Raw genomic sequence first — 11,653 nt, 5'->3', positions numbered from 1 at the left:
GGGAGGAGGACGTCACCACGGTTCGGGGGGTAGCGGCTAGCCGCGCTGGATCCGAGAGTCAACGACGTACCATCTCCCGTTGATCCGCTCGAGATCGTACTCCTGACGAAGATTGGATGGATTGGTCGTAATGAGCGTTCCGTTCTCGGCCCGCAGCGTGTCGTTCCACCGCTCGACGGTCCGCACGGTCGCCGAGGTATTGCTCTGGAATTCGATGGACTCGATCCGGAGGTCGAGCAGCTGGGCGTCGCGGTATTGCTGATTGCTGCGCAGAGCGCGGACCTGGCTGGTGATCAGGTTCAGCCAGCGTCCGGCGAAGACCGTGCTCAGTTCATCAGTAGTGCCGCCCTTGCCCACTGCCCTCGCCCAAACAACGTTGCTCTGGCGGACAACATTCTGGACGGCCTCGGCGTCGGAAGGAAAGATGACTGCCCCCGTCACAACAACCGTCGGCACGGGGATCGTCGGCGTCGCCGCTGTTCCGGCCGTGCCAGTCACGGTGCCGGTTGCTGCCGGCAGCACCGGGCGGACAGTTGGGGTCGCAGTGGGAGTTGGGGTCGTCGTCAGCCCGAGAGCGCGGCTGACCGCCGGACCCACGATATTAAGGCCGCAGAATATGGCGAGGCAGATAAAGAGCAAACCGATCGTCGCGCCCCCAGCGGGGATCGCCCAAGAGGGGAGCGGCCGGATCGGCGCTTCGTCTTCGTCGTCGACCGGCTCGCCCGCCGGGAAGGCCGGCGCAACGCCGTTTCCGACGCTAGGCGTGATGAGAGACGCGTCGCGCCCGGTCGGCTCGATCCCTCCCGCTCGCGCGAACGCGTCGGCGAAGTCTCCGGCTGACTGATAGCGCTCGCGCGGGTACTTGGCCGCCGCGGTCTGGAGCACGCGATCGATCTCGGGAGGAAGGTCGGGGACGACAAGACGCACGCTCGGCAGCGGCTCGGTGATGTGCTTATTCGCTACCTCGAAGGCGGTGTTGCCGCCAAAAGGCACATGGCCCGTCAACAGCTCGAAAGCGACGATCGCTAAGGAGTAGATGTCGGTCGTCTTATCGACAGGCAAGCCCTGGGCCTGTTCGGGGCTCATGTAATACGGTGCGCCGAAGAGCGCGGCATTGCCTGTCACCGTCGGCAGGTCGGTCAGCTTGACGAGACTGAAGTCAGAGAGCAGGACCCACGGATGGGCATTGCCGTCGAGGAGGCTCCGCGGGCCGCCCCGCTCAACGAGCAGCAAGGTATCGGGGCTGACGTTGCGGTGGATCACCCCGCGCGAGTGGGCATAGTCGAGGGCGCTCGCAACCTGGGAAATGATCAGGTAGGCCTGGATGAACGGCAGCGGCTGGCCGAGGCGCTCGGCGAGGGTGCCGCCCTCGACATACTCGGTCACGAGGTACAGCAGACCGCTCTCTTCTCCAAAGTCGTGGACAGTAACGATATGCGGATGGCGCAGCCGCGAGATCGCGGCCGCTTCGCGTTTGAACCGCTCGATAACCGTCGGACTGACAGCGCCAGAGAGGTTGAGGACTTTCACCATAACGCGACGGCCGAGGGTCGTCTGCATCCCGACAAAGACACGCGCCGCCCCGACCTGGCCAATTTCGCGTTCGAGGACGTAGGGGCCGAGCTGAACCCCGCGAAGCTCCTGCACCTCGTCTCCTGTGGCGCGCTGGGCGCGGTATTGAGAGAATCGCGAAGGATCATATCAGAATGCGCGCGGCTTCACCGCGACGCAGCGGGAAGGCGGCTGCTGAGCGCTGAGAGCAGCGCCCCCGCCGCTATAGGGGCAGCGGACGCTAGGGCAGCAGCACCATCTGGTACGTCCCGTCGACGTTGAGGAAGATAACGCGATTGTTCCCCGCAAACGCGAGGCCGCGTTCATACGGCTGCCCGTCGCTCGGGAAGCCCGTCTCTTCGGTCGTCGCCCAGCCAAGCCGCGACACGGGGCCGCCAAGGGCAACCCACACGTTGAAGAAGGCATTCCTCGGCACGAAGCGGCCGGGCGGCGGCGGAACGATCGGCGCTGCGAGCAGCGGACGGGGGTCGCCGGCAGTCCACGTGCCGTCGTTGAAGAACACCCATGTCGTCGTGCCGCTCGGCAGGGTCCGGTAGTAGAGGAACCCGCCTTCGAACTCCTGCATCACCCCATACACCGAGGAGATCTGGTCGGTGGGGCAGCCGATATACTGTTGGAGCGCGGGCACTTTCCGGAAGGCGTCGGCATACAGCCGTTCCGGAGCGATCGCGCACACCGGTGAGACAGGGCGCGTCACGTCCGGCACCGCCGGCCGCCACGCCGGATTGCGTCCGTCCGAGAGGCGCTGCCACTCTCCGCCCGTTCGGTAGATGGTGTAGATATCCGACCCGAGGCCGGAGAGGACCGCGAAAGCGATCTGGTTGCCATCCGGCGACCAGCTGATCCGCTGCGTCCGGTCGATCGCGCCCTGGGCGATCCACTGGCCGTCAAACCCTTCGCTCGTTGCGACCCACAATTGGACCGGCGCGGTCGGGTCGTCGAAGCTGCGTTCTCTGGGTGTCGTGAGGTAGGCAAGCCGCAAGCCGTCCGGCGACCAAGCAGCCTGCAGCGCTCGTATCCCCGCGAGCCCCGGCAGGGGCCCGGCCTCGCCGCCATCAACGCGAATGTTCCAGATTTCGCCATTCCGGCTGAAAAGCAGGCGCGAGCCGTCGAGCCACCACGAGGGCGCTTCATTGAACCCGCCAGTAGCGATGATGACGCCGGCGCCTACTTGGAGGTCCCAGATGCCGAGGTCAGAGCCGAACGGATGCGGCAGCGTAAACGCGATCGCGCGGCCATCGGGAGACCAGGCCGGCCAGCGCCAGAGATCGCGCGTCAGGAGGCGGCGGGAGCCGTCCTGCAGGTCGAGCAGCCAGACCCCTGCTTCCGGCGTGCCGCTGATGACGTAGACGAGGCGGCGGCCATCCGGGGACCACGCCGGCATGTCGGCGCCCACCCCGCTGGGAAGCAGCTGTTCACCGCGCCCGTCGCTCCCGATCGTCCAGAGGCCGAACGGTCCGGCAAACGCGATCCGCCCCGCTCTCGGCTCCTGCGCCGACACGTTCGCCGGAATGATCAGCGCCAGCGCAAGCGCCAGCACCCAAAGAATCCGCATGGCACGCCCCCTTTCGGCCATCCTGTCCGGGTCCGACGCGATTCTCGAGCGCGAGCAGCAAGGAGTCAAGGAGGCGGAACGAACACTGGCCGACGGCGTTAAAACATCACTGTAGGAGATGAGGCGTGATCAAGCCGGGCCGCCGACCCGACCCGACCCTTAGTCCCCCGGTCCATTCATGTCTCTATTCCCTCGGCATGATGGCGCTCGGCGCGGTAGGAACCCTCGCGCTGCTGCTCCTTCTCGGCTACGCGGCGGCGGCGACAATCGTCGCCCAGTTCGCCGAGCCGGTCACCTTCGGCGCGAGCCCAGCAGCGCCGACCCCTACCGAACTTCCGGTCCTCGTTCCCGCCGCAACGCCGACGCCTTTTCCGGAGCTGCTCCCCGAGCCGACGCCCCGCCCACCGGGACGCTATGACGTGCAGCTTCGGATCTCAGAGGCGTATCTCAATTCCGTTGCCAACCAGTCGATCCCGACCAGCGGGATCGGCGCCGGCATCGACACCGTTGACCTCGACATCCGCCCTGGCAACATCATCGTCCTGCGCGCGCGTCCGGTCGGCGCGCGCGACCTCGCCCTCTCGTTTACGGGGCAGCTTTCCTTGGCGGGAAACCGCATTGCGGTGACGCCTCTCAGCTCCTCACTCCTGCTCCTGCCGTTTCGGGGGCAGATTGCCGAGGTCGTTGAGGAGGCGATCAACACCCGCATGAACGCCTACCGGAATGCTGTCGGCTTTCGAATCCTCGCGATCCAGACGAGCGAGACCGACCTTATTGCGGACTTGCGGCTGACCTGAGCGGCCAGCCGGCAGCATCGAGCAGCTGCATGACCAGGGGTACCGGCAGCCCGACGACAGTATCGTATCGCCCTTCGATCCGCTCGACCGGCCGGAAGCCCGGATGCTGGATTGCATACGCTCCCGCTTTGTCGAGCGGGTCGCCGCTCGCGACGTAGGCGGCGATCTCCTGGTCACTATACGAGCGCATGAGGACACGGGTGCGGTCAACCGCGGAGAGGAGAACGCCATCCGGACGGCGAACGGCGACTGCGGTATACACCTCATGCCAGCGGCCGCGCAGCCGGCGAAGCATCGCGACCGCTTCCTCGGGGGTTGCCGGCTTGCCGAACACCTCGCCTTCGAGGGCAACGACGGTGTCGGCGGCGATGCCCCAAGCGTCGCGCACCGGGGCCACGGCCGCTTTTTCGCGGGCCAGCCGCTCCGCGAGCTGCGCGGGGGACTCCCCGGGGCGGGGGGTCTCGTCGATGGCGACTGGGCAGACCTCAAAAGAGAGGCCGCTTGCAGCAAGGAGGTCGCGCCGGCGCGGCGACGCCGAGAGGAGCAGCAGCCGCATCATTTCCGGCGGCCGGGGCGTCCCCGCCCGCCCATGCCCGGCGGCCGACCGGAGCGTCGCTTCCCGCCCTGAGCCCGCGTCGGCTGGCGGTCAGGGGTCGGCCGGGGCAGGCCGGGCGTCGGAGGAGCAGAGACTGGCGCGGTCTCGCGCGCGCCGGCGGCGGAGCTCGCCTTGGCCTGCTTCGGGGGGAGCGGCCCTTCCGCCGCTTCGCCTACTCGCTCGCGCTGGCGGAAGACTTCGGCCAAGACGATTGAGCCGGCGACCGCGACGTTCAGGGAGTCGAATTCGCCGGCCATCGGCACGCGGAGCATCCGGTCGCAGTGTTCGCCGACGAGACGACTGATCCCGGCTCCCTCCGAGCCGACGACAAGAGCAATCGGCCCGGTCAGGTCCACCTGATCGTAGCGCAGGGGAGCGCGAGCATCGATCCCATACACCCACACTCCCCGCTCTCGGAGCTGGTCGAGCGCTCGGGGAAGGTTCGTGGCGCGGTGGATACGCAGCCGCGATACGGCGCCGGCAGAGGCGCGCTCCACTGCCGGGGTGACGGCTACCGACCGGTGCTTCGGAAGAAGGATGCCGTGGGCGCCAAGCGCGGCAGCAGTGCGGAGAAGTGTTCCGAAGTTCTGGGGATCTTGAACCGAGTCGAGCACGACGGCCAAGAAGGGGCGCCCGCTTGCGGCTGCCGCCTCGAAGAGCGCGTCGAGCTCAACGTAGGCGAACGGCTCCACCTCCGCCGCAATTCCTTGATGCTGAGCGCCGAGCCGGTCGAGCGTTTGGCGGTTAACGATGTGCACCGGGATGTCGTGCTGCCGGGCGAGCGCGGCGAGATCGTGGTACGACGGAGGCACAAGCCCCCGCGCGCCGACCACCAGCAGCCGACGGATGGGACGCCCGGCGCGAAGCGCCTCGCTGACCGCGTGCCGACCAAGGATTGTCTCCGTGGGCATTGCTTATCCCCGCCCGGTCGGTGTCGGGAGCGGCGGGCGGTAAAGCCACGCCTCATCGAGGCCGGGCAAGCCGGCGGACCAATGGGGCGCCCAGCCCTTCACGTTCGCGGCAACAGCATAGTAGTGCACTGGCGAGAAGAGGGGGGCGACCGGAACCTTATCGGCAAGGTAGCGCTGGAGGTCGAGCGCCGCGCGACGGCGTCCTTCTCGGTCCGGGCCGCGGCGCGTGCGAAGGAGCAGCTCCTCAAACCGGCGGTCGACATAGCCCCAGAGATTGCGCGGGGAGGCCGCGCTGTAGAGCGCGCCGGTCCAGTCATCGAATTCGGTCGAGGGCGCGGGCTGGATGAGTAGGAGGTCGAAAGCGCGGTCAGCAAGCGCCCGCCCGAGCAGAACCGGCTCGAGACGAGAGAGGCGAGCGCGGATCCCCGCCTCCCGAAGCTGCTCCACGATCCCGTCGGCGAGCCCGCCAAGGTCAGCGCTGGGATGCACCAGCAACGTCAGCTCGCCCGGGTCGACAACGGCCGCCTCTGCCCAGAGCGCGCGCGCTCGGGCGATGTCTCGGCGCCCCCACAACCGTTCTACCTCGTCCGGGAAAAGCGCCCAGTCCGCTACCGACGGCGGGACATGCCCAGACAAGACATAATTCTCGCCATACGCCTCGCTCGCCAGGCGCCGCCGGTCGAGCGCGAGCGAGACTGCCTGACGGAGGCGGACGTCGTGGAACGGCGCGCGGGCGTCGTTGTAGCCGAGCAGGATGACGGTCGGCCGCTGGATGCGGCTGATGACGAGGTCGGGGTTCGCGGCGCGCAGCGCGTCTGCCTCGCTCTGCAGCAGCCCGGCCGGTTCGATGCCGAGGTCGCTCTCTCGGTTTTTGAGCAGCGCCAGTTCTGTGGCGCGGTCCGGCACCAAGACCAGCTCCACCGCCTCGAGATAGGGCTGGCTGGAGCGAAAATAGCCGGGGTTTTTGCGGAGCACAATCCGGCCGCTGCGGTCGGGACGCGGCAGCAGGAAGGGGCCCGAGCCGACGGGATGACGCCGCAGGTCGACTTCGCGATCGATCAGCTCCGCCGGCACAATCCGCGCAAGAGGACTGGCAATCGCCGCGATGATCGACGGAAGGGGCTCGCGGAGCGTCAGCTTGAGGGTGTAGCGGTCGGGCAGCTCAATCCGGTCAATGGCGCCGAAGGCGAGCGGGGCGGCGGCAGGCCGCAGCGCGATCAGCCGTTCGAGGGTCAGCCGGACATCATCAGCGACGACCTCCCGGGCAGCGACCGGCGGGAGGTCGTGCCAGCGGACCCCGCGGCGCAGATAGAAGATGTAGACATAGTCATCGACCTGTTCCCACTTCTCGGCGAGGTCTTCGATAATCTCGGCCGAGTCGTAGGGCACTCCAGCGCCCGCGCGGGGGCGCAGAAGCCGGCTGTAGAGCAGCCCACACAGGACCTGGTTCGCGGGCGTTGTCACCAGCGGGTCGCCGCTCGGCAGTTCACCAGCAACCGCCACGCGCAGCATCCCCCCCGGCTGGATAAGCGGCGGGCCGATGTCGGTGCTGGCCGGCAGGATCGGCGCGCAGCGGACCGACGCCAGCCCCGCAGCCGCGCCCGCCAACTGGAGAAAACGACGGCGTCCGATCACCCCCCCGCGCTCCCGCGCCGAGGTCGGCTGAGCCCAACGAGAAGCGGGGTCTTTCGCCGCGCGAACGTGCTGCACATCGCTACCGAAGTGTACCCAATTGCTCAGCGGGCGACGATGGAAGGCGGCACGGCGAGAGAACGGTTAACGGCTCGCGCTGATCGAGCAGTCAGGCAGGCGAGCGGTTGCTGAAGAAATGAGTGATTGATATACTGCCGGCGGACTCGGCACGCGCGGGCGCCCCTCTTGCTGTGTCGCGCCTCGGCTCCCATGTGACAGTGGCGAGACTCTCAGGCAGCGCGACGCAATTGTTCCAATTGCCGCTCGAAGGACGTCTTGAGATGGAAAACTCAGTCCGCCCTCGCGAAGAGCGACTTGCCAGCGCGGCCGCCGCGCGAGCACATGTCTCGCTCCGCGATCGGTTTATTGAGGCCTACCCCGGGCTTTTCGCGTGGCTGATCGTCCTTGCGCCGATATGGCTGACGGCGATCCACCCGATGGCGGGCCTCGCGTTTGTGCTGATCGCGACGGGGATCTTCTTCTTCAAAGTCCTTCGCTTCGGGCTCGGGGCGATCCGGAACTACGCCCCGGTCCAGCGTGCCGCTGCGGAAGACTGGGCTGCCCAGCTCGCCCAATGCGATGGCTGGCAGGACTATCGGCTCATCCTTCTCGTGCGGGCGTTCCGCGAGAAGAATGTCGAGATGCTGCGCGCCTCGCTGCAGTCGGTGCTGAACAGCGCCTGGCCAGACCCAGCGGGGCTCCGCCAGGTGGAGGTCGTGTACGCAACCGAGGTGACCGACCCGATCACGCCGCCGCTGATCGAACGCCTCGCGGCCGAATTCGCCGGCCGTCTTCGGGTCCGCCAGATCCTCCATCCGGTCGAGCCGGATGTCCTGCCGGGGCCCAGCAGCGCGATGCACTACACCGGGCGGATCTTGTACGACGAGGTCGTTCGCGCGGGCGGCGACCCGGCGAAAGTGATCGTGGCCGATTTCGACTCCGATACTCGCCTCCATCCGAACTATCTCGCCTGTCTCCTGACGACATTCCTTCGCGACCCCAACCGGCACAAACGCGTCTATCAGCCGGTCGTCATGTTCACGATCGATTATTGGGCAGCGCCGCTCCATAGCCGGATCGCGGCGCTCGGGACCTCCGCCCTGACTTTAGGGTGGAACCGCTGGCCGGAAGTCGCTTTCACAGGCGCCGCTGCGAGCCTGCAGCTGCTGCACTCGGTCGACTTCTGGCCGACCCAGTCCCACAGTCAGGACAGCGGGGTCGAGCTGCGGCTCCGGATGCGGTATGGCGACGATTTTGCGGTGACTGGCCTCCCAGTGCCCACCTACGTCTATCCGGTGATGATCTTTGAGACGGGCCGAACCGTCTGGGCCCGGCTGCAGGATTACTGGACGAGCTTCCGCGTTCTGTTCCGGCAGAGCGCGCGGTGGCGAGAAGGGCCGCTCGACGAGTTCATTGAGTCGGTGAAAGCCGGCGCGCCCTATTTCACCGCCTGGAAACTGTGGGCGGGGATCGAGCGGGATACGCTGACCATCCTGCCGGGCTGGGGATTTCTTGCTGCGCGCAGCGTGGTCGAGACGCTCTATCCTCGCTACGACTTAACCCCGCTCGAGATGGGGCTGCCGTTCTTCCTCTCGATCGTTACGGTGCTCGGCCTTGTCGTCTTCTGGCGGCTGCTTGCAGCCCCGCTCTACGTGCCCGATCGCGCGCCGGTTTGGCGCCGGGTCGTCGAAATGGCGCTTTTCTACGTGATGATGCCGCTGCTGCTGCCGATCATTACCGGCGTCGCCGGCCTCAAAACATCGACTGCGTATGCGCTCGGCAGAAAGCCGACGGGCGCCTACATCCCTACTCCGAAGTAGCGCCCTCTCCTCGCCCCGGGCGCGAAACAGTTCTATACTTTTCTGCTGCAACAGCTGAGAGGAACGTTATGGTACGACTTCGTCTTCGCCGCATGGGGTCGAAGAAGAAACCAACCTACCGTGTCGTCGCCGCCTACGCGCACTCTCCGCGCGATGGCGCTTTCATCGAGATAATCGGCCACTACAACCCGCGCACCGAACCGTCGACGATTGTCATCGACGAAGAGAAAGCCTTGCGCTGGCTCCGCAACGGCGCTCAACCGACCGATCGAGTCGCGAAGCTGCTCGCTATTACCGGCATCACGGAGAAGTTCAAGCAGCTTGCCGCCAATAAGGCGTAGCCGCCGATGACGATGAAAGCACTGATCGAATATATCGCTTCGTCGATTGTTGACCACCCCGAGCAGGTGCAGGTGCGCGAAGTGCGGGGCCGCAACTCGACCATCCTCGAGCTCCGGGTCGCCCCGGATGATATGGGGCGGGTCATCGGCAAACAGGGCCGCATCGCAAGCGCCATGCGGACGCTGCTTAAGGCTGCGGCCACCCGCTCCGGCGGCCGGTACGTTCTCGAAATCGAGTGACCGATCGTCCCGCGCCGCCCCGGCGACCGCGAGAGGTGCCGGACGAGTTCGTCGCTGTCGGCCAGATCGTCGGCGCCTTCGGGCTGAAAGGTGCGCTGCGGGTGCGCCTCGAGACGGATTTCCCTGAGCGGCTGGTTCCCGGCCGCGAATTTATCGTCGCCAGCCGCCGCATGCGCCTCCGCGAGGCACGCATCATGGGCGCCAACGCAACGATCACGCTCGAAGAGGTCACTGACCGCACCGCTGCCGAAGCGCTGCGCGGCGAGTTTCTGCTCGTCCCGAAAGCAGAACTCCCCCCGCTGCCGGAGGGCGAATTTTACATTCATCAGCTCGTGGGGCTTCGCGTCCAAGACCGGCAGGGCCGGGTTTTCGGCACGGTCACTGATGTGCTCTTTACCGGCGCCAACGACGTTTATGTCGTCGCAACGCCGCACGGTTTGCTCTATCTCCCTGCTATCGAGGATGTGGTGCTCGCGATCGACCTCGAGGCGGGGGTGTTGATCGCCGAACCGCTTGAAGGAAGCATCCCGACCCCGCCCAAACCGCGCCTAGGACGGCAGCCGAAGCGGCGGCGCCGCTCTTCACCCCAGACGCCGGCCCGCGGCGAGAGCGCAGCGGGGCGCCCGAGCAAAGCGGCCGCCACTCCTGCGCTCGAGCAGGAAGCGCCGCGCTAGCGCACCTTGCGGAACGTCACGTCATAGGAGTAGTGGCCGACCGTGATGGTCTCGACGCCGTTGCAGAAGCGCTCCGCGTGCTCCTCAGGGGTGATCGTAAAGATCATCGTGTCCATATTCACGGCGCGGTCGGAGGTGACGGGGCGGCCGTTCTCATCCTTCTCGACCCAAGCAGTCCAATTGCCGCGGTAGAAATAGGCCTCGACCTTGCCGGGCGCTTTGGTTCCCGAGATGTGCCGGACGATCGTGTCGCCGCTCTGGGTGACGATCGTCACCTTGTCAAGAGGGCGACCGTCTTTATCCTGCACTTCAAAGAAGCCGTGGCCCATCCAGGCGTTTTCGCAAGCCGTGCGCTGGCGTAATTTGATGATGATGAAGTCGGCGTTCGGCACCTCTTGGAGGTAGGCGGGCTGGGTGCGGCGACGCGGGTCGATCTGCCGCACAATTGTGCCCGCACTGCTCGGGACGGGGGTCGCCGACGCGGCGGGACGGGCCGCGGCCGCGCGGTCGGCCGGTTGAGCGGGGCGCGGCGTGACGGCGGGAGCGCGCAGCACAGGGGCCGGACCGTGACCCTCATATCCCGGGGCGGGATGCGGGGTTGCGGGGCCGCTCTCAATCATCCCCGCCTCTTTGAAGATGTCGCCGCCGTTGGCGATCGTCACCTGCCCCGCCCGTGCCCACGGCTGGTCGGTCTTCCAGAGCTGGATCACAGCCCGCTGCAGACGGACCACATAAACCGGTCCCAGGTCTTCGATGCGCGAGGTCGGCAGACCGTACTGAAGGAGGGGGTCTCTCGCGGCAAAGTAGGCAGCGCGGATTTGCGGATTGTCGTTGAGGACTGCTTGGCGGGTGACAATGATCTGTTCGAAGGGAACGTTTCTCGGCTCCTCCGGGATCGTGCGGTTTGGCACAAGACGAACCGTCCGCAGCCAATCATCGTAGCCCGCCTCGCTCAGCTTATCGAACACATTAACGAAGACGGCCCGGTTTTCATTCTTCCGCCATTGCAGGATACCTTTCTGGAACGCCTGCGAGGGAAAGCCGTCAAGGAGAAAGCGGCGCGAGATGGGATAGCCGAGAACGCTGACACCGCCGTAGCGTTGGAATTCGGTGTAGAACAGGTCACCGCCATTGTCTGAGACAGTGAATCCATAGGGGCTTCGGTCATCCCCATTGGCTTGAGAAAAAAAGTGGCCGTTCGGGACGGGATAATCGCGCGGCGGAGCCCCAAACGCGAGGTCAGCCGTCAGCAGAGAGGCTGGCGCAACCACCGCCAGCACGAGGGCGAGCGTCACCAAGCGCCATCGCGTCATCTGCAGTTTGCCTCGGCGCGTTGTCCAGCCTGCGGTGCCGATGAAGCTGGCAAGCTGGCGAGCTAATGCTAGAAAGCGTCCATCCGCTTGTCAAGCGTGCTTTCAGCAGGGAAGCACCCGCATGATGGGGGCCGGTGCCGCCG

General features: G+C 66.5%; 11 protein-coding genes. 5 read left to right on the top strand and 6 right to left on the bottom strand.

What is annotated here, in order from left to right; translation table 11 throughout:
• Positions 1-36: 36 nt before the first annotated feature.
• Together NZ773_03720 and NZ773_03715 are read right to left on the bottom strand one after the other, a co-directional pair.
• Entirely contained in the window at positions 37-1,647 is a 1,611-nt protein-coding gene (locus tag NZ773_03720) for a protein kinase (protein MCS6801036.1), read from the bottom strand.
• Positions 1,648-1,792: 145 nt separating this feature from the next.
• Positions 1,793-3,127, bottom strand: coding sequence for a hypothetical protein (locus NZ773_03715; protein MCS6801035.1), 1,335 nt, complete (start codon positions 3,125-3,127; stop codon positions 1,793-1,795).
• A gap of 125 nt (positions 3,128-3,252) precedes the next feature.
• On the opposite strand from NZ773_03715, the gene NZ773_03710 reads away from it, so the two are divergent.
• Positions 3,253-3,924, top strand: a complete 672-nt coding sequence (locus NZ773_03710; protein ID MCS6801034.1) for a hypothetical protein — start codon at positions 3,253-3,255, stop codon at positions 3,922-3,924.
• Here NZ773_03710 and NZ773_03705 read toward each other — a convergent pair.
• Genes NZ773_03705 through NZ773_03695 form a run of 3 tightly spaced genes read right to left on the bottom strand, consistent with a single transcriptional unit; the run spans position 3,899 to position 7,140 of the window.
• The gene (locus NZ773_03705; protein ID MCS6801033.1) at positions 3,899-4,483 is read right to left on the bottom strand and encodes a Maf family protein; all 585 of its coding nucleotides are present in this window, start codon (positions 4,481-4,483) and stop codon (positions 3,899-3,901) included. The two genes, NZ773_03710 and NZ773_03705, sit on opposite strands and share 26 nt — an antisense overlap.
• Positions 4,480-5,430 carry a 23S rRNA (guanosine(2251)-2'-O)-methyltransferase RlmB gene (gene rlmB / locus NZ773_03700; GenBank protein MCS6801032.1) on the bottom strand — a complete coding sequence of 317 codons (951 nt, stop codon included), beginning with the start codon at positions 5,428-5,430 and terminating at the stop codon, positions 4,480-4,482. The genes NZ773_03705 and rlmB overlap by 4 nt, the downstream gene beginning before the upstream one ends.
• 3 nt (positions 5,431-5,433) lie before the next feature.
• Positions 5,434-7,140, bottom strand: coding sequence for an ABC transporter substrate-binding protein (locus NZ773_03695; GenBank protein MCS6801031.1), 1,707 nt, complete (start codon positions 7,138-7,140; stop codon positions 5,434-5,436).
• A 263-nt stretch (positions 7,141-7,403) separates the two neighbouring features.
• Between NZ773_03695 and NZ773_03690 the strand changes: the two genes are divergently transcribed.
• The 4 genes from NZ773_03690 to rimM all read left to right on the top strand — a co-directional run bounded on the left by NZ773_03690 (position 7,404) and on the right by rimM (position 10,197).
• Positions 7,404-8,942, top strand: a complete 1,539-nt coding sequence (locus NZ773_03690; protein ID MCS6801030.1) for a hypothetical protein — start codon at positions 7,404-7,406, stop codon at positions 8,940-8,942.
• Between the two features lie 68 nt (positions 8,943-9,010).
• The gene (rpsP, locus tag NZ773_03685; GenBank protein MCS6801029.1) at positions 9,011-9,283 is read left to right on the top strand and encodes a 30S ribosomal protein S16; all 273 of its coding nucleotides are present in this window, start codon (positions 9,011-9,013) and stop codon (positions 9,281-9,283) included.
• A gap of 12 nt (positions 9,284-9,295) precedes the next feature.
• A complete protein-coding gene (locus NZ773_03680) occupies positions 9,296-9,523 on the top strand; it encodes a KH domain-containing protein (GenBank protein ID MCS6801028.1) in 228 nt (75 codons plus the stop codon).
• The gene (gene rimM, locus NZ773_03675; protein MCS6801027.1) at positions 9,520-10,197 is read left to right on the top strand and encodes a ribosome maturation factor RimM; all 678 of its coding nucleotides are present in this window, start codon (positions 9,520-9,522) and stop codon (positions 10,195-10,197) included. The genes NZ773_03680 and rimM overlap by 4 nt, the downstream gene beginning before the upstream one ends.
• On the opposite strand, the gene NZ773_03670 is transcribed toward rimM, so the two are convergent.
• Positions 10,194-11,510 (bottom strand): hypothetical protein, encoded by a 1,317-nt coding sequence (locus NZ773_03670; protein MCS6801026.1) that lies wholly within the window; start codon positions 11,508-11,510, stop codon positions 10,194-10,196. The genes rimM and NZ773_03670 overlap by 4 nt on opposite strands.
• Positions 11,511-11,653: the final 143 nt, after the last annotated feature.

The organism is Dehalococcoidia bacterium, from assembly GCA_025054935.1.
GTDB lineage: Bacteria > Chloroflexota > Dehalococcoidia > SpSt-223 > SpSt-223 > JANWZD01.
Note: the sequence above shows the minus strand (reverse complement) of the source record. Positions and strands in the feature narration are given on the sequence as shown.

Excerpts from the sequence above, each read along its gene's own strand:
- NZ773_03715 (MCS6801035.1), bottom strand. The coding sequence starts at position 3,127 with ATGCGGATTCTTTGGGTGCTGGCGCTTGCGCTGGCGCTGATCATTCCG.
- NZ773_03705 (MCS6801033.1), bottom strand. The coding sequence starts at position 4,483 with ATGATGCGGCTGCTGCTCCTCTCGGCGTCGCCGCGCCGGCGCGACCTC.
- rlmB (MCS6801032.1), bottom strand. The coding sequence starts at position 5,430 with ATGCCCACGGAGACAATCCTTGGTCGGCACGCGGTCAGCGAGGCGCTT.
- NZ773_03690 (MCS6801030.1), top strand. The coding sequence starts at position 7,404 with ATGGAAAACTCAGTCCGCCCTCGCGAAGAGCGACTTGCCAGCGCGGCC.
- rpsP (MCS6801029.1), top strand. The coding sequence starts at position 9,011 with ATGGTACGACTTCGTCTTCGCCGCATGGGGTCGAAGAAGAAACCAACC.
- NZ773_03680 (MCS6801028.1), top strand. The coding sequence starts at position 9,296 with ATGAAAGCACTGATCGAATATATCGCTTCGTCGATTGTTGACCACCCC.
- NZ773_03670 (MCS6801026.1), bottom strand. The coding sequence starts at position 11,510 with ATGACGCGATGGCGCTTGGTGACGCTCGCCCTCGTGCTGGCGGTGGTT.